This is a genomic window from Geobacillus sp. WSUCF-018B (genome assembly GCF_002809985.1).
Lineage (GTDB): Bacteria > Bacillota > Bacilli > Bacillales > Anoxybacillaceae > Geobacillus > Geobacillus thermophilus.
On record NZ_PIJF01000018.1, the window covers coordinates 39872 to 56387 of the forward strand.

Annotated in this window: 17 protein-coding genes and 1 pseudogene; 13 read left to right on the plus strand and 5 right to left on the minus strand. The window is 53.0% G+C overall.

The window, feature by feature from the left end:
* Positions 1-7: 7 nt before the first annotated feature.
* Complete coding sequence (locus tag CV944_RS07525; RefSeq protein ID WP_033011114.1) at positions 8-901, minus strand: DMT family transporter; 894 nt, start codon at positions 899-901, stop codon at positions 8-10.
* A gap of 314 nt (positions 902-1215) precedes the next feature.
* Here CV944_RS07525 and CV944_RS07530 point away from each other — a divergent pair, with 314 nt between their 5' ends.
* The 6 genes and pseudogenes from CV944_RS07530 to CV944_RS07555 all read left to right on the plus strand — a co-directional run bounded on the left by CV944_RS07530 (position 1216) and on the right by CV944_RS07555 (position 7703).
* Positions 1216-2658, plus strand: coding sequence for an NAD-dependent malic enzyme (locus tag CV944_RS07530; protein ID WP_100664012.1), 1443 nt, complete (start codon positions 1216-1218; stop codon positions 2656-2658).
* A 155-nt stretch (positions 2659-2813) separates the two neighbouring features.
* Complete coding sequence (locus tag CV944_RS07535) at positions 2814-3869, plus strand: RNA-guided endonuclease TnpB family protein (RefSeq protein ID WP_100664013.1); 1056 nt, start codon at positions 2814-2816, stop codon at positions 3867-3869.
* Between the two features lie 144 nt (positions 3870-4013).
* Positions 4014-4205 carry a hypothetical protein gene (locus CV944_RS07540; RefSeq protein WP_049625267.1) on the plus strand — a complete coding sequence of 64 codons (192 nt, stop codon included), beginning with the start codon at positions 4014-4016 and terminating at the stop codon, positions 4203-4205.
* A gap of 463 nt (positions 4206-4668) precedes the next feature.
* Entirely contained in the window at positions 4669-5412 is a 744-nt protein-coding gene (locus tag CV944_RS07545; RefSeq protein WP_049625268.1) for a CAP domain-containing protein, read from the plus strand.
* Between the two features lie 142 nt (positions 5413-5554).
* A pseudogene (locus CV944_RS07550) lies at positions 5555-6819 on the plus strand (MDR family MFS transporter).
* 137 nt (positions 6820-6956) lie between these two features.
* Positions 6957-7703 (plus strand): TcaA second domain-containing protein, encoded by a 747-nt coding sequence (locus tag CV944_RS07555; protein WP_100664014.1) that lies wholly within the window; start codon positions 6957-6959, stop codon positions 7701-7703.
* Here the strand turns inward: CV944_RS07555 and CV944_RS07560 are convergent.
* Both CV944_RS07560 and CV944_RS17845 read right to left on the minus strand, forming a co-directional pair.
* Entirely contained in the window at positions 7693-8355 is a 663-nt protein-coding gene (locus tag CV944_RS07560; RefSeq protein ID WP_047818251.1) for an SIMPL domain-containing protein, read from the minus strand. The genes CV944_RS07555 and CV944_RS07560 overlap by 11 nt on opposite strands.
* A gap of 20 nt (positions 8356-8375) precedes the next feature.
* A complete protein-coding gene (locus CV944_RS17845; protein WP_255350121.1) occupies positions 8376-8504 on the minus strand; it encodes a hypothetical protein in 129 nt (42 codons plus the stop codon).
* 157 nt (positions 8505-8661) lie between these two features.
* Here CV944_RS17845 and CV944_RS07565 point away from each other — a divergent pair, with 157 nt between their 5' ends.
* Positions 8662-9309: a 5-bromo-4-chloroindolyl phosphate hydrolysis family protein gene (locus CV944_RS07565; protein WP_100659499.1), complete on the plus strand. Its 648-nt coding sequence runs from the start codon at positions 8662-8664 to the stop codon at positions 9307-9309.
* Positions 9306-10502 carry a toxic anion resistance protein gene (locus tag CV944_RS07570; protein WP_050368607.1) on the plus strand — a complete coding sequence of 399 codons (1197 nt, stop codon included), beginning with the start codon at positions 9306-9308 and terminating at the stop codon, positions 10500-10502. The genes CV944_RS07565 and CV944_RS07570 overlap by 4 nt, the downstream gene beginning before the upstream one ends.
* A gap of 158 nt (positions 10503-10660) precedes the next feature.
* On the opposite strand, the gene CV944_RS07575 is transcribed toward CV944_RS07570, so the two are convergent.
* Positions 10661-11170: a YndM family protein gene (locus tag CV944_RS07575; protein ID WP_063330804.1), complete on the minus strand. Its 510-nt coding sequence runs from the start codon at positions 11168-11170 to the stop codon at positions 10661-10663.
* A 433-nt stretch (positions 11171-11603) separates the two neighbouring features.
* Here CV944_RS07575 and CV944_RS07580 point away from each other — a divergent pair, with 433 nt between their 5' ends.
* The 5 genes from CV944_RS07580 (at position 11604) to CV944_RS07600 (ending at position 15639) form a co-directional block, all read left to right on the plus strand.
* Positions 11604-11798 carry a YozQ family protein gene (locus CV944_RS07580; protein WP_100664015.1) on the plus strand — a complete coding sequence of 65 codons (195 nt, stop codon included), beginning with the start codon at positions 11604-11606 and terminating at the stop codon, positions 11796-11798.
* A 166-nt stretch (positions 11799-11964) separates the two neighbouring features.
* Complete coding sequence (locus CV944_RS07585; protein ID WP_100664018.1) at positions 11965-12372, plus strand: VWA-like domain-containing protein; 408 nt, start codon at positions 11965-11967, stop codon at positions 12370-12372.
* Between the two features lie 174 nt (positions 12373-12546).
* Positions 12547-13848 carry an ammonium transporter gene (locus tag CV944_RS07590; RefSeq protein WP_100664016.1) on the plus strand — a complete coding sequence of 434 codons (1302 nt, stop codon included), beginning with the start codon at positions 12547-12549 and terminating at the stop codon, positions 13846-13848.
* Positions 13849-13865: 17 nt separating this feature from the next.
* Positions 13866-14918, plus strand: coding sequence for a putative nucleotidyltransferase substrate binding domain-containing protein (locus CV944_RS07595; protein WP_100664017.1), 1053 nt, complete (start codon positions 13866-13868; stop codon positions 14916-14918).
* A complete protein-coding gene (locus CV944_RS07600; protein ID WP_050368609.1) occupies positions 14911-15639 on the plus strand; it encodes a 3'-5' exonuclease in 729 nt (242 codons plus the stop codon). The genes CV944_RS07595 and CV944_RS07600 overlap by 8 nt, the downstream gene beginning before the upstream one ends.
* Positions 15640-15810: 171 nt before the next feature.
* Here the strand turns inward: CV944_RS07600 and CV944_RS07605 are convergent, their stop codons facing one another.
* Positions 15811-16281 (minus strand): PCYCGC motif-containing (lipo)protein, encoded by a 471-nt coding sequence (locus tag CV944_RS07605; RefSeq protein WP_369806429.1) that lies wholly within the window; start codon positions 16279-16281, stop codon positions 15811-15813.
* Positions 16282-16516 lie beyond the last annotated feature (235 nt).

Genomic DNA, 16516 nt, shown 5'->3' on the forward strand with positions numbered 1-16516 from the left:
CCGGCCGTCATCCTGCGATATCCACTTGTTCCGTCTTCACTTTCGGCGCTTTTGTCGCCAAATAGACGCCGAACAAGACGATTGCGCCGCCGGCCAGCTGCAGGACGGATAGAGCACCGCCAAGCAAAAACGTGATCACAGCGGTAAATACGGCAATTAAGTTTAAATATACACCGGCATGGCTCGGACCGACTTTTTGCACTGAGATGTTCCAAAATAAGAAGGAAAGAATGGACGGAAACAAGCAAATATAGACCAATCCGGCGAGCCCAGCTGCACTTATGTGATCAGCTGGAAACGGATAAAAGAATGCGAACGGCCACAGCAGCAGCAAGCTAAAAAAAACGGAGCACGTTGTCGCTGTAATCGGTGGGACGGGTAGTTTTTTGCCGATGATCGAATAAAGCGCCCAGACGACACCGGCGGCGAGCATCATCAAATCACCGCGGTTGTAGTTCATTTGGAAGACGTGTGCTATATGCCCATCCGTTAAAATAAACAATACACCGGCCAGCGACAACAAAAAGCCGGCAATATTGGTTTTTGACAGCCGCTCCCGCAGCAGCGCATACGACAACACGACGATGATCGCCGGATTGAGCGAATTGACGATCGCTGCGTTCATCGGCGATGTATAGGCGAGCGCGCCGTATAAAAGCAAATTATAGCCGATGACGCCAAGAATTCCGGCTGCAGCGAGCGGCAGCCAATATTGTTTGATGATGTCCTGGTAGCGCGGCCGCTCAAGCCAGTACGATACGGGCGCCAACACGATAAAAGCGGCGCACCAACGGATCAACGTCAGCCAAAATGGGCCCGTTTCCGCAATGATGGACTTCCCGATGACGTAATTGCCGGCCCAAAACAAGTTGGCCAGCACGAGAAACAGCTTTTCTCTCATTCTTTTTCGCTCCTGTCTAGTTTTTCCTTTTCTTTTACGTTTACTTCATTGCTGCTCTGATTTCCTTCTTGCATGTTGTTTTTCTGCCGTCAGCCACCCCTGTTGCTGTTTTGCCAACAGCCGAACATGAACGGTGGGAAGAAGGCTGCGCTGGCTCAGGACGCATGCTGTTTCACGTTCGGCGGAAAGATGCATGTGTTTGCCGAAAGGGGTGTACAATAAGGATTGTCTTTTTCCGGTTCATAGGATAACATTTGTACCGTAAGATGATTTACTGATTTAAACAAAAATAGAGAAAAGGAAGGACGATTGTTATGGCATTACCAGGCGGGGCAGCGATGAACATTACGATTCGTCTCCAGTTCGAAAAAGATATCGTCTCGTTCAGCGATATCGCCGCCGCAATCGGCAAAACGGGCGGGGACATTGTCGGAATTGACGTCATTTCATCAAGCAAAGTTCACACGGTGCGCGACATCACCGTCAGCGCCCTCGACACGAAGCAGTGCGATTTGATCATTGAGGCGCTGAAAAAAATTCGCGGCGTTAAAATCATCAACGTTTCCGACCGCACGTTTTTGATGCACATCGGGGGGAAAATTGAAACAAATTCAAAAATCCCAGTGAAAACGCGCGACGACTTGTCGCGGGTGTACACGCCGGGCGTGGCGCGCGTCTGCACGGCCATCGCTGAGGATCCGCGCAAGGCGTATTCGCTGACGATTAAACGGAATACGGTCGCCGTTGTCTCGGATGGCACGGCGGTGCTCGGGCTTGGCGACATCGGCCCGTATGCGGCGATGCCGGTCATGGAAGGGAAAGCGATGCTGTTTAAGGAATTTGCCGGAGTGGACGCGTTCCCGATTTGTTTGGATACGAAAGACACGGAAGAAATCATTCAAATTGTGAAAGCGATCGCCCCGGCGTTTGGCGGCATCAACTTGGAAGACATTTCGGCGCCGCGCTGTTTTGAAATTGAAGCGCGTTTGAAAGAAGAGCTCGACATTCCGGTGTTCCATGACGACCAACACGGCACGGCGGTCGTGCTCTTGGCCGGGCTGCTCAACGCGCTGAAAATCGTCGACAAAAAGCTCGAGGATATTAAAGTGGTTCTCACCGGCATCGGCGCCGCCGGCATCGCCTGCACGAAAATTTTGCTTGCGGCCGGCGTGCGCAACATTATCGGGGTCGACCGCCATGGCGCCATCCATCGCGATGAAACGTATGAAAATCCGTATTGGCAAGAATATGCGCAACTCACGAACCCGGATAATCTGAAAGGAAGCTTGTCCGATGTCATCGCCGGCGCAGATGTGTTTATTGGCGTCTCAGCTCCCGGCATTTTAAAAGTGGAAGATGTGAAAAAAATGGCGCGCGATCCGATCGTGTTTGCGATGGCCAACCCGATTCCGGAAATTGATCCGGAGCTGGCCGAACCGTACGTGCGCGTCATGGCGACCGGGCGTTCCGACTATCCGAACCAAATCAACAACGTCCTTTGCTTCCCGGGCATTTTCCGCGGGGCGCTTGACTGCCGGGCGAGAGAAATCAACGAGGAAATGAAGCTCGCTGCCGCGAAGGCGATTGCCTCTGTCGTGACGGAGGATGAATTGAACGAAACATACATCATCCCGAGCGTCTTCAACAGCAAAGTCGTCGAACGCGTCAGACAAGCGGTCGTCGAAGCGGCTTACCGCACTGGGGTGGCGCGGAAGGATCATATTCCTTTAGGTGGATATACAGGGGAGCAAAAATAGAATAAGTGCGTAATTACAGAAAAAGCCGTCTGAAGGCCCACGGTTTTAATTGTAGGATGAAAGGCGACGTTGCTCGGCAATCCCTTAAGAGGATGGCTTCGAGCCACCATGTTTCTCTTTAGGTGTGGAATCTCAAAAGAAAAGGGGGTGAAGCCATGCCCACGATCACACTCAGGCTGGAGCTGCACAACCCAACGAAAGTCAAACAAGACATGTATGAACGGATGACAGAAGTGAATACCGCGTTTGCCAATTGGCTGTTGAATCATCCCGAGCTGAATCAAGCGACGAGCAAAATTTTTAAAGACTTTTCGTCGCAGCGGTTTCCTTCCGCCGTCGTCAATCAGACGATTCGGGAAGTGAAGTCTCAAAAGAAAAACCAGAAAACAAAGAAGTTCCGAACATTCTGGTGTTGCTTTAACAACCAAAACGTAAAGGTGGAAAAGAAAGGAGAGTTCTACACGGTTTCATTCCCCACACTGGAGAAACGAATTGGCGTGCCGGTCGTCGTGCGTTCCTATCAAGAAACGTGGCTGAATCGGCTGCTCGATGGAACCGCCAAACAAGGGGCAGCCAAGCTCTACAAAAAGAGAAAGAAATGGTACTTGGCGATTGCCATCACCTTTGAAGTGGAGCCGCGGCACGAAACAAAGGTGATGGGCGTTGACTTGGGGCTTCGCTATATCGCCGTTGCCAGCGTAGGAACGAAATCGTTGTTTTTCAAAGGGAACCAATGCGCTTTCATTCGCCGACGATACGCGGCTTTGCGGCGAACGTTGGGCAAAGCCAAAAAGCTCCATATGATTCGCAAAATCGGTGATAAAGAATCTCGTTGGATGAAAGATATGAACCATAAAATCAGCCGTCAAATCGTCAACTTTGCCCTCGCCAACGGTGTTGGCGTGATTCGGATGGAAGAGTTGACAGGGATTCGGAAACGAGCCGCTTCGGCAAAAGAAGCAGGACGAAATCTTCATTCGTGGGCGTTCCATCAACTGCAAACGATGATTGCCTATAAAGCCGAAAAGGCAGGCATTCGGGTCGAGTGGGTGAATCCGACCTATACAAGCCAAACGTGCAAGTGTGGTCATCGAGAGAAAGCGAACCGAAACGGCATCCGCTTCCGATGCCAAAAATGCGGATACACCCTCCACGCTGACTTGAATGGTGCCATCAACATCGCCAAAGCGATTTCGGGTTTGAGCACCTAGCGCACTGGTCACAGGTGCGCCGCCCATTGGGATACACGCTAACCTGATGGGATGGGCTGATGACACAGCCCCGAACTTGGGCGTTGTTCGAACCAGAAATGGATGAGGACGCCAACGACCCAAGAATCCCATGGCTTTAGCCGTGTGGAGTGTCAAAATCCGGCGCCAAAGGCGACGACGGCGGTATTTCAATGGAACAAGCCGCTCTTGGGCGTCTTTCGCACGAATCTCAATGAGGAGCTGCTTGACTCGCTCGTGGCGGATGAATGCGGAACGTTTGCGGTCGAGGTGAAGCCGAACGAAGTGCAAACCGTGCTTGTCGTTGATAAACAATAAGATGGTCATCAAAGCTGGGGCTTGCCGCCCCGGCTTTTCTGTTTGCAACAATAGGACAAGCTGTCCGTCTGTTTTGTAACAATACTGTAACAATTGTTAAATGAAACAGCGTGTTCGAGGGGTTGTCAACTCCCTTTTTGCAAGAAAAATATAGAATGATCGGCTGATAGAAGAAAAAAAGGAAGGGAAGTGTGTGAAAGGATGACATCGCCAGCCGTTGCAGCCGGCGGCTTAGGCGTTTATTTGGCAATGAAAACAAGCCTGTTTTTTGCTCATTTTTTCCAACAGTCCTTTTTCCCAAATTTAAACCAAAAATATTACAAAAAACCTGTGTTATAATGGGGGCGCAGGCAAGAGAACAGCTGGAACTGTTCCTAAACAGAACTTAAGTGGATGGCGTGACGATGAATAGAGAAAGTCTTTGAAACTTTGAAAATAGAAACGTTAAGAAGGAGGAATTCCGATGAAGAAAAAAATGTTAGCCACGATCGCCGCTTCGGTCGCACTTGTCGGCGCTTCGTTTGCGGCAACGACGAAAACGGAAGCGGCAGGGGTGACGTGCCCGACAGCGAACGTGTATCAAGTAAAATATACAAGCACTAACATTCAAGATTTCGAGAAATGGTTGAAACAATACTTCCCGTTTGTGTCGTTCCAACCGGCGAAACCGGCCGTGCAGCAACCGGCAGTGAAACAGCCGGCCGCAGCGAAACCGCAAGCTCCGGCAGCGGTCAAACAGCCGGCGGCTGCAAAACCGGCAGCCAATACGCAAGCGCCAGCGAAAAAACCGGCAACAGCGCCAACAACAACGACACAAAAAACAACCGGCTTGAACGCTTATGAGCAACAAGTCGTAGAACTGACGAACAAAGAACGGGCAAAATACGGTTTGCCGCCGCTTCAAGTCGACTTAGCTCTCAGCAAAGTCGCCCGCGAAAAATCGCGCGATATGGCGGTCCACAACTACTTCTCGCACAACAGCCCGACGTACGGCTCCCCGTTTGAGATGATGAAAAAATTCGGCATTTCGTACACAGCCGCCGGGGAAAACATCGCCAAAGGCCAACGCACCCCGCAAGAAGTCGTCAATGCGTGGATGAACAGTGAAGGCCACCGGGCGAACATTTTGAACAAAAACTTTACGCATATCGGCGTTGGTTTTGAAGAAAACGGCTATATTTGGACGCAACAATTTATCCGCAAGTAAGGCGGATGGTTGACGGTGATCCTGCCCATCATGCAGATGGGCAGGGTTTTTTTGTACAAAAATATTTCGCTAACAACTTGGGAAACTATGCTATAATGGTCAACAGGCTGTAAAAAATGAGAAGATCGCGGGGGAGACACCAATGCGAATACGCGATTGGGATCACAACTTAAAAGCCCGCCTGTATGGCGAGGCGCTGATGAATACGACTTTTTGGATGTTTTTTCCGTTTATGGCCATCTATTTTGCAGACTCGTTTGGCAAAGAAACAGCCAGTATGTTATTGATTGTGTCGCAATTGTTTTCCGTGGTCGCCAATTTGATGGGTGGCTATTGCGCCGATGTGTTCGGGCGCAAGCGAATGATGGTGTTATCCGCTTACGGGCAGGGGCGGCGTTTTTCGTCTTTGCCTTGGCCAGTTCCCCATGGTGGTCGTCGCCGCTTGTCGGTTTTCTTTGTTTTACGTTTGCCGGCATTTGCGTCGCCTTTTATTGGCCGGCGAGCCAGGCGATGGTTGCTGACATCGTGCCAGAAAAAGACCGGAGCTACGTGTTCGCGGTGTTTTATACGTCGGTGAATATTTCGGTCGTGATTGGCCCGACGGTCGGCGGGCTGTTTTATGCTGATCACCTGTTTTGGCTGCTGCTTTTGGCGGCGTGCTCCTGTTTAACGATGGCGGCTGTGTTGGCCAGACGGCTGCGCGAAACAGCCCCGCATTCGGCGGGAGGGCGGCGAACCGTGCCGTGGCTGCGGTTTTGGCGGGAACAAATAGGGCAGTATGCCGTCATTGTCCGCGACCGCACCTTTTTCTTGTTTATTATAGCCGGGGTGCTTGTCGCACAGACGTTTATGCAGCTTGATTTGTTGCTTCCGGTCTATATGAAAGAGACGCTTCATAAAGAAACGTTATGGGCTGGCTGGACGGTGGACGGCGCCAATGCTTTTGGCCTGCTCATTGCAGAAAACGGGCTGCTTGTGGCGCTGTGCACGGTCATGGTGACGCGGCAGATGGCGCGTTTTTCGGAGCGGTGGGCGTTTATCGGCTCGGCTGTTTTATATGGCATCACAATGTGGCTGTTTAGCCAAACATCGTCGTTTTTCGGATTTGCGGCGGTCATGGTGCTGTTCACCTTGGCCGAGCTGATGACGGCCGGTCTGCAGCAGTCATTTGTATCCAGGCTGGCACCTGAAGACATGCGCGGCCAATATTTTGCCGCCGCTAGCCTCCGCTTTACGATCGGGCGGATGGTGGCGCCGATGTCGCTTGCAGCCGCGACGTGGGTCGGCTATACATGGACGTTTGTTGGCCTTGGAATGCTGGCGCTCGCCAGCGCGGCGCTCTATGCATGGATGTTTCACCAGGCCAGGCAGCAAACAGAGCGGCCGGACATTTCCCTTTCCCAATGACGGGGGCTATGCAAATGGCTACCCGTTTTTTTGTGTTCCCCAGTATAATAAAAAGCGTGTCGTTGTTCGTGTAACATATATTCCCTGTCTCTGACATAAAGTGGAACTAGACAGAGAGAAGGAGAGGGGAAGCCATCATGAAACTGCAACGGTGGGAAACGAACATAAACGGGGGGGAAGCGGACAGCCGCGGCGGACAAGACGGCGCGGCGGCGTTGGCGCGTTATGAGAAACGGCAGCAAAAGCGCCTATTGTCCTGGGAAAAGAGAAAAAAACAATACCGTTTCATCGGCTGGCTTCTTTTGGCGGTCGCTGTCGCATGGGGGGCGGGCACGCTCGTTTGGAGCGGGTACGGAACATTAAAGACGGCAGCGAGCCGAGAGTTGGCCATCACGCGGTTGAAAGAAGCGATCGAAGACCGCGATGCGGCTGCCTTGCAAACGATGCTGAGAACGACCGATGAAACGGTGCCCATTAATGAGAAAACGCTCGCGCCGTTATTCGCCTATTTTGAACGGCATCCTGAGGCGTACGAAGCGCTCGATCAGGAGTTCGACCGCCAGCGTGAGGGGGGGCACGTGTATATTAAAGGATTGACGTCCCGCCCGCCGGTGTTTACGATTCATGTGTTTGAGGATCGGTATGTGTTTGAGCCAGCCCTCTATTTTCTCCATGTCCGCGTCGATGATCCGGAGGCGTCGCTTGTCGTCAATGGGGTGAAAGCGGAAGAGGAGGCGACGAAAGACCCATTTGTCAAAAAAATCGGCCCGTATTTGCCGGGCGCGTACACTGTAACCATTGTCCATTCGAATGGGAAAAAGAAAACCATCCGCGTTGAGCTGTTTGGCGGCGCCCGCGTCCATGAGGTCGATATCACGAAATGAACGAATAAGCAAATACCGCTTCCACGACGGCGGTAATGACAACATCTTGCGTCTGTACAGGCGGCGCTGATGAGGAAATGCTGAGAACAGCCGGATTGTATGGCGCCGGCCGAGGCGATGACTGTTCTTTCAGTTCAATCGGCGTGTCATAAAGAGGCAAGCTGAGAGCGCGGGCGATGGCCAGCGCTTTTTCTTTGGCGTGTTTCACGGCCAATGCCAACGCTTGCTGGTAATAGGCTTGTTCGTTTGCTAGACGGAATTCCAAGCCGCGGGCGAGGTTTGCTCCACGGGCAACGGCCGCCTCGTAAATGGCGCCGGCTTTTTTAGGATCGCGGACGGTGATTTCCAGCCAATGTTCGACTTCATAGCCAGATAAAGCGGTTGTTCCGTTATGATGTTCGTATGTTGGCCGGATGGAAAACGATGTCGTTTCAATGTCTTCTATTGGAATGTCAAGCGCCTTTAATGCTTCGATGACGGCATTGGTGCGTTTGGCATTGTCAGTCAGGGCTTCTTGGATGTTGTGATGTTCTGTATGAACGCCGATTGCGATGAGGACGGTATCCGGTTTGGCGATGACGGTTCCTTGGCCAGTGATGGTCAGTGTGGGGCGAGAAGCGGCAGGGGGAGCGGGACGATGCCATGACTGCATTTCATTCCCTCCTTCCACCATTAGGCAGCTTTTTGATCCTCGTCCGCCGCTTGCCAATAGTAGACGCGCGGCAGGCCGACATAGCACCAATATTCCTTCAACAGCGAGATCACGACAAAGGAGGCAAATTGCCAGTCGATCGAATTCATCCCCATTTCTCCTTTCGATGGTTTCACTATAGCTTATTCGAAGCGGCCATTGTCCTATGCGCGCCGTCCAGTTGGTGATGAAACTTCTTTGGGCGCTTGTACGTATCATGGCGTGGACATGTTATAATGGAAGAAAAGATGAAGAAAGGGATGGACAATGAAGCAACTGCTTCGCACGATATGGCGCTGGTTCGTTTCATGGAACGTTGGGATCATCGTTGCAGTTACGGTATTTATTGCCGCCGATTTTCACGTCTTGCCCTCGCTTTTATCAGGAATGGGAGCGATGTGGGGGGTGTCCGCTGTGATGAAAAGGCGGCATCGCCGTTTGGCAGCTGACGTACCGACCGAGGAGCAGGCATACGTTCGCAGCCAGCTTGGCGAGGCGCGCGCGTTATGGAAGCGGCTGCGCCGGGCCCGCTATCGGCTTCGTTCGGTGGCGATGTGGCAAACCGTTTCCCGATTGAGTGCCATCGTCGATCGGATCATTCGCGCGGTCGAGCAGCAGCCGCACCAGCTTCGCCTCGCCCAGCCGTTTTTCTTAAATGAGTGGCCGACGGCGGTGGAAATGGTGGAAAAATACGTATACTTGTCGCAGCAGCCGGTGCAAAATGCGGAAATGGCCGCGGCGCTGCAACAAACGGAGCGGTTGCTTGGCGAGCTGACCGAAGCGGCGGAGCGGCAGCTGCTCGAAGTGTTATCAAACGACGTTTGGTCGCTGCAAACCGAAGCAAAAATGCTTGAGCAGTCGTTGCATCAATCATCGGCCCGGCTTCATTTGCCGTTGTCAAAGAAAGGAGAATGACGGTGGACGAACGGAATCATGAGATGGAGTCACTCGAACAGCTTCATGAACGGAAACGGACAAGCATGCTTGACGATCTGCTGGCCCAGCCGTTTTCCCCGCTGGCCGCCCCCCAGCTTGAAGAAGGGGAAACGACGGCTAACGCGCTCGATGCGCTCAAACCGGAGCATCGGGAAAAAGCATTGGCGCTGGCCCGACAAATCGATCCGGCCAACCACCAGGCCATTTTGCAATACGGGGTGGCGGCGCAAGCTGAGCTGTCCAAGTTTTCCCATACGATTTTGCATCATGTGCAGACGAAAGACGCCGGTCCGGTCGGTGAAGTGATCAGCGAGCTGATGGCGAAAATTAAGGAAGTCAATCCCGATGATTTAATGCCGGCGAAAAAAGGGTTTTTGTCCCGCTTGTTTGGCACAGTGGCCAAGCCGCTGCAAGGGATGGTGGCGAAATATCAAAAAATCGGCGTTGAAATCGACAAAATCGCCGACCAGCTGGAAAAACACCGGCATTTGTTGTTTCGCGACATCATGATGCTCGAGACGCTTTACGAGAAAAATAAAGAGTATTTTGAGGCGCTCAATATTTATATTGCGGCCGCGGAATACAAGCTGGAGGAGCTGCGGACGAAAACGATCCCGGAAAAGCAAGCGGCCGCCGAGCGCTCCGGCGACCAAATGGCTTGGCAAGAGGTGCAAGATTTGCGCCAGTTTGCCGACCGGCTGGAAAAGCGGGTGCACGACTTAAAGCTCAGCCGGCAAGTGACGATCCAGACCGCGCCGCAAATCCGCATGATTCAGCATATGAACGAGACGCTCGTCGAGCGCATCCAGTCATCGATTTTAAACGCGATTCCGCTTTGGAAAAACCAAGTCGTCATCGCGTTGACGCTGTTTCGACAACAAAAAGCGGCGGAGGCGCAAAAACAAGTTGCTGAAACGACGAATGAGCTGCTGTTGCGCAACTCCGAGCTGTTAAAAACGAACAGCATCGCAATCGCCAAGGAAAATGAGCGCGGCTTGGTCGACATCGAAACGCTGAAGCGGACGCAAGAAAACTTGATCGCCACGCTTGAGGAGACGTTGAAAATTCAAGCGGAAGGACGTTTGAAACGGCAGCAGGCCGAACGCGAACTGGCGGCCATGGAAGCGGAACTGAAACAGACGCTTCTGTCTTTGAAGCGGCCGGAGCGTTAGGGGATCGCTTGCCCGCGGCTCGGCGCATAGAAAAGGGTGCCTGCCACGAAATGGGCACCCTTTTCGTCGTTTTGCGCGGCCGTCTTGTTTCGGCCGCAGGCGGTTGTGCAGCCAAGAGCCGCCGTTCGATGGCGTTTTGCGCTAGGCGGCCTCCTCGCCTACAAAATCGGGGGGGTGGGCGGTTCTTGCTTCGGCCGGTCTTCGTCGTCCACCCGTTCGTCTTCGCGGCCATCGGGGCGGGCGGTGCGGATGTCAAACTCTTCCGCCGCTTCCGTCTGCCACTGGCGGCCGATCAGCGGCACCCCTTCCTCGCCATGTTGGCCGATGACAAAACGCAACACATAGCCATGGAACAACAGCTCCCCTAATGCGGCAAGCAAGGCCGAGAAAAAGGCCGCATTGATCATAGCGCCCCCTGCACCGTCATAAAACGCGCCAACGCCGATCCAAGTAGCGACAAACACTAGGCCGAAATCGGCGATCGTCGCCGAGACGTTGCCGAGGCGCGGCAAGACATACAAATCGCCGAGCGCGTAGGCGACTAGCGTCAGCCAAAGGCTGAACCATAATAGTTCCGCGGACGATATGCGCAAAAACAACGGCAAAATGGCGAACATCACGGTAGCCGTCAGCAAATACTTCAGCGCCAATGCGAGCAAATGTCTCATCTTTGCGCCCCCGTCCTCACTCTGCAGGGGAGTTCGGGCCCTCTAATTTTTTATCTCCGTACCCCGGTTGCTTTTCCATATTTTTTGCCGGCTGTTGTTTTTTTCGTTGCTGCTCCAAGCTGTCGTTTTGTTGTGGCTGTCTCATTGGCCATCATCCTCTCTTTTGGTTGTTTACCGTTAGTTTGCCGCATTTGTCTTGATGTATACATGTATTATCCATAAACTTCCTCTTTTTATTTTTCATGGCTCTTCACCACAAAGTGTACTTGACAAAGAAAGACGATTATGATAGAGAAAATCAAAACAGCATTTTTCCTTTTTATACCACACGTCTCTTTGAGCAACATTGCTATCATGTTTGTCTTTAAAAGTCAAGTACATCTTTTGGTGATCACATTAATATAATGAACGATGTGAACAGGGAGGAAAGCGAATGGCAGAGAACAAACAATCGCTTGAGGTGGCCGGGCGCCAGTATGATCCGTCTGATTACAAGTCAGCCGCGGCTCTCGGCGCCGGGTTGGCCGAGACGCATGAACAAGTAAGCGACGTCTACGCGGAAGGGACGATCGAGGCGGCGGTCGAGCAAGAAAACGCGCCAGACATTTCCCTGTCCCCGCCGGAGTAAAAGCCGAAACGCCAAGGATTCGCTCCTTGGCGTTTCCGCTGATGGCTAAGGCTGTCCATCGGTGAGAAATGAAAGGGCAAAAGGAAAGAAAAACAGTTCGTACTTTCTGATTTCGCTGTCTATACTAGTAATGCGCACGGCGATTTACACAAGGGGGATGATCATCGTGAGATGGCAGCGGGCTTTATTGGCGTTGCTCAAAGAGCGGAAAGACCATTCCATCGCGCTGGCGATTGACACGTCGAACCGCCCGGCGCGGCCTGTGCTTATTCAAAACATTGTCAAGCTGTTTGAGAAACTGCGCCCAGACACGCTGCTCGTCCAAGCGGATTTTAAAATTCGCGATGTCTCTCCGGTTGGCGTGGCGACGATTCAATATTTCAAGCACGGGAAATCGTCGTACACCGAAGTGCTGGAATGGGCCGCTGCGCAAAAAATCGATACGTTGTTTTACATCACCGATGTGACGGGCTACTTTTACGAAGAACTGCAAGTCGACTATGAAGTGTTTTGGCTCGTGCCGGACGATTACATGCCGCGCGTGCCGTTTGGCAAACCGATTCGCGTTGCGTAACAATGTAGGAATGCCCTTCGTGATGAGGGGCATTTCTTTTTTTGTTAGGAAATATAACAAATTTTTGTGATTGAAATCGGTTTCAACAAAAAATAAGTATTGCTTTCGGTTTGTTAATGTTATATATTATGACATATACAAGGAAAAACAAATGACAAGTAGGGGGAGATGCAAATGGATGAGAAAACAGTGATGCTTGGGCTGGATGCCCTCTGGGTCATGCTTTCGGCGGTGCTCGTCATCGGCATGCAGGCCGGATTTGCCTTGCTTGAGGCGGGGTCGACGCGCATGAAAAACTCCGGGCATGTGGCCGGCAAACAAATATTGAGTTTTGCCATCGCTTCGTTGGCGTTTTGGGCGTTCGGTTTCGCCATTACGTTTGGCGCCGGAAACGGGTTGATCGGGACGGAAGGCTGGTTTTTAAAGGCTGGAGAAGGGACGTTTGATTCGCTGGCATGGGCGAATGTGCCGCTCGAGCTGAAATTTTTGTTCCAGCTTGGCTTTGCCGGCGTGTCGCTGGCCATCGCTTGGGGCGGCTTCGCTGAGCGGGCGAAGTTGTCTGTTTATTTTCTTTTTGGCACGATTTTTACGATCGCCATTTACCCGGTGATCGGCCATTGGGTGTGGGGCGGCGGCTGGCTCGGGCAACTCGGGATGCAAGATTTCGCTGGTTCAACCGTTGTCCACTTGCAAGGCGCGATTGCGGCGCTCATCGCCACGGTCTTGCTTGGCCCGCGCATCGGCAAGTTCAATAAAGACAAGACGCCAAACGTCATTCCGGGGCATAACCAAGTGTATACAGTCATTGGCGGATTGATTTTATGGATCGGCTGGTTTGGATTTAACGCGGGCAGCACGATGGCGGTTGGCGACGGATTTTTCGGCTATGTTGCGCTGACGACGAACTTGGCTGCTGCGGCGGGGGCGGTTGCTGCGATCTTGACGGCGAAAATTTTGGTCGGCAAAGCGGACATTCCGGCGATGGTCAACGGTGTGTTGGCGGCATTGGTTGCCATTACAGCGGCGTGCGCGTTCGTTGAACCGTGGGCGGCGGTCATCATCGGGGCAGTGGCGGGATCGTTCACGTTCTGGACGTCCATCTACTTCGAACGCAAAGGGATTGATGATCCAATTTACGCCTTTTCCGTCCATGGGATTGCCGGCATCATCGGCACGATTTCAACTGGGTTTTTCGCTTCGCCGCGTTTAGTCGAGATCACGGGCATCGGGAAGGCCGGACTGTTTTACGGCGGCGGATTTGATCAGCTGATTGTGCAAACGGTCGGGGTGCTCGGCGCTGCGGTGTATGTCGCTGCCGTTTCGTTTATCATCTTATATGCCATGAAGAAAACGATCGGACTGCGTGTGACGGCGGAACAAGAAATTTCAGGTCTTGATATTAGCGAGCACGGCTCTTATGGCTATCCGGAACAGCTCGATCCCGCGTATCAGCCGAAGACAGCTGCCCAGCAATAGCCAAGGGGGAAAAGGAGGTGGAATCGTTGGCGGAAAAGGTGGCCGAACGGCTAAGTGCAGCCGAGTCGGCCGCCGAACTTCGTTTTTGTCATGATGAACTGGCGCGTGAACTGCGGCGCTGTTTGACGCTTGAACAAATGGAGCAGCTTGCAAGCGACATCGTTTGTGTGCATGAAGCCATCCTTCGCCGCGCGTTTTTCCTTGCGGAGCGGGAGACGATGAAACAGTCGGTCGGCATTCGTCCCCCGGCGTGGTGCTGGTATGTGATGGGAAGCATCGGCCGGCGTGAGCCGACGATCTGGACGGATCAAGATCATGGCATTTTATTTACTTGTGCTCGCGAAGAGGAGCCGGCCTGTTACGAGTTTATTCGCCATGCGGCGGCCATCGGGACGAAGATGCTGCATGAGGTCGGCTATCCGTATTGCTCCGGCTATGTGATGGCAACAAACCGGCGTTGGGCGCAATCGACAAGCGACTGGGAGCGGCAGCTCTCTTCCTATTTAGACGGTGGATGGCCAAACGATCTTCGCTTTTTGTACATCGCGATGGATATGCGGCCGCTTTATGGAGACGCCGAACTGGCCGAGGCGGGGAGGCGGACGCTGTTTGCCGAGATCGCTGACCGGCCGCCGCTGTTGGCGCGCATGGGGGAGCACGTTCAATTCCCTCCGGTTCCGCTCGGTTGGCTGGGCAACGTGCAAACGGAGCGATGGGGGCCGCACAGTGGGGCCGTTCATATGAAACAAAGCGGCTACGTGCAACTCGCCAACGCCTTAAAATGGTTAGCCTGTTTTGCGCGAGTCCCAGCGGCGGACACGGCAGAGCGGCGGCGGGCGCTTGAGGCGGCGGGCGTATTGACGGCACCGCTTTCCACCGCCGTTGGCGAGGCGCTGTCTGTTTACTATTCGATTCGTCTCAAGTACAGCACCGAGGCGAGGGATGGTCGTGAATATGTGTTATGGCGGACGCTTGAGCGGACAGAGCAAAAGCAGCTGAAGCAAGCGATGCGCACCGCAAAACGGTTGCAGCGCTTTGTCGCCCGGCAGGTGGCTCGCATTCATGCATGAGCGGCACCGTTTTTGGCAGCGGGCGCTCCGCTTGTTGTCGCTTGGCATCCCTCGTGAAGCATCGTCCGCCCTATTCGGCAACGATCATTCGCTGCAGCAGGAAATGTGGCTGCGCTCGCTGCAAAAGGAAAAACAGCACATCATCAATTGGCATGACCGTTTGACTGACATCCCGTTTGTCATCATCGATATGGAAACGACCGGCTTTTCCCCGGAGCAAGGCGATGAAATTTTGGCCATGGCGGCAGCGAAAACGGTCGGAGGAGCCGTGACCGATATGTACATGACGCTCGTCAAGCCGGAAAAGCCGATCCCGCAACACATCTCCGCCTTGACCGGCATTGAGGCGAAGGATGTGGTGTTCGCTCCGCCGCTTGCCGAGGCGCTGCGCACGTTTGTGCCGTTTATTGCCACAGGCGTTTTAGTCGGCTATCATATCGGCCATGATTTGGCGTTTTTGCGCCATGCCCTTTGGCGCCATTATCGGCAAAAATGGAGCGGACGATTTCTTGACTTGCAGCCGATGATGACGCTGATCGGCCATTCGTGCCCGACGTTTGACGATGCGTTAGCTTGTTACGGCATCCGTTGCCCGCGCCGCCATACGGCCGACGGCGATGTCGAAGCGATGACGAAGCTATGGGCGATTTTGCTTAAGGAGCTTCACGGGCGCGGCATCGATACGTTGCACGATTTGTACGCGGCGCTCAGCCGCCACTGACGCTCCTAGGCAGGGCAGAGGGCTGGAAGGTTGGTGGAGAATGGTCATTGTTCGCCAAGCGATCGAGTTCGCCGTGAACAAAGAGTTGATTTTACAGGATCAATGTCGTTTTGGCCTAGGGCATCGGCTGAACGAAAAAAAGCGCCAAGTTTGGCGCTTTTTTTGCTGGTATTAGAGCGGTTTGGTCGGCGTCGGTTCGGCGTAGCCTTCTTTATATTTTTGATCGATCATATGCCGAATGTCTTTGATCGATTTCCCTTGATCGTAAGCGGCGATCGATTCGGCGGCGATCTCCAAGCAGACGCCGCATTTGGTCGCATGATCATCCCAGACGACCGAGCCGTCTTGTTTATTTTCATAGACGAAGCAGTCGTAATTGTTCTTATGGCCAGCTGATTGCCCGCAGCCGCAATAGCAAGGGATATTCTCAAGCAGCTCGCGGTGTTCGGCCGCCTGCTGGTACAAGACCGCCATCTCTTCTTCAAACGCGCTCAAAAAGCTTGGCAAATGCTCGATCGATTTTGTTGTTTCGCGAATATCGCCAGTAGCTGTTTTCGTTATATGCGAATGGCTTTGTTCTTGGCTGTTGCCATCTGCGCAGCCTGACAGAAGAACGCTAAACGACAACATACATGCCGCCATCCATACTGGACGTCTCAAATTTCTTCTTCCTTTCTTTTTGGTCGTTTCCTGGCTCGGTTATTGACAGTTTGAATGTATCATACTTTGTCTTGGGCGGCAACCATCTTGTAGCTAGGCGCGCTGCGCTCACCATTCCGGCGTGAACTACCCCCACTTAATTTTCTAGCGAAAATTTGAAGTGGGGGCTTCCAAAGAAGTTTGACTGCTTCAAGCAATCCTTATTCTTTGAGGCGTG

Coding starts and splice junctions, on each gene's coding strand:
- CV944_RS07525 (WP_033011114.1), bottom strand. CDS start 901: ATGAGAGAAAAGCTGTTTCTCGTGCTGGCCAACTTGTTTTGGGCCGGC.
- CV944_RS07530 (WP_100664012.1), top strand. CDS start 1,216: ATGGCATTACCAGGCGGGGCAGCGATGAACATTACGATTCGTCTCCAG.
- CV944_RS07535 (WP_100664013.1), top strand. CDS start 2,814: ATGCCCACGATCACACTCAGGCTGGAGCTGCACAACCCAACGAAAGTC.
- CV944_RS07545 (WP_049625268.1), top strand. CDS start 4,669: ATGAAGAAAAAAATGTTAGCCACGATCGCCGCTTCGGTCGCACTTGTC.
- CV944_RS07555 (WP_100664014.1), top strand. CDS start 6,957: ATGAAACTGCAACGGTGGGAAACGAACATAAACGGGGGGGAAGCGGAC.
- CV944_RS07560 (WP_047818251.1), bottom strand. CDS start 8,355: ATGCAGTCATGGCATCGTCCCGCTCCCCCTGCCGCTTCTCGCCCCACA.
- CV944_RS17845 (WP_255350121.1), bottom strand. CDS start 8,504: ATGAATTCGATCGACTGGCAATTTGCCTCCTTTGTCGTGATCTCGCTG.
- CV944_RS07565 (WP_100659499.1), top strand. CDS start 8,662: ATGAAGCAACTGCTTCGCACGATATGGCGCTGGTTCGTTTCATGGAAC.
- CV944_RS07570 (WP_050368607.1), top strand. CDS start 9,306: ATGACGGTGGACGAACGGAATCATGAGATGGAGTCACTCGAACAGCTT.
- CV944_RS07575 (WP_063330804.1), bottom strand. CDS start 11,170: ATGAGACATTTGCTCGCATTGGCGCTGAAGTATTTGCTGACGGCTACC.
- CV944_RS07580 (WP_100664015.1), top strand. CDS start 11,604: ATGGCAGAGAACAAACAATCGCTTGAGGTGGCCGGGCGCCAGTATGAT.
- CV944_RS07590 (WP_100664016.1), top strand. CDS start 12,547: ATGGATGAGAAAACAGTGATGCTTGGGCTGGATGCCCTCTGGGTCATG.
- CV944_RS07600 (WP_050368609.1), top strand. CDS start 14,911: ATGCATGAGCGGCACCGTTTTTGGCAGCGGGCGCTCCGCTTGTTGTCG.
- CV944_RS07605 (WP_369806429.1), bottom strand. CDS start 16,281: ATGGCGGCATGTATGTTGTCGTTTAGCGTTCTTCTGTCAGGCTGCGCA.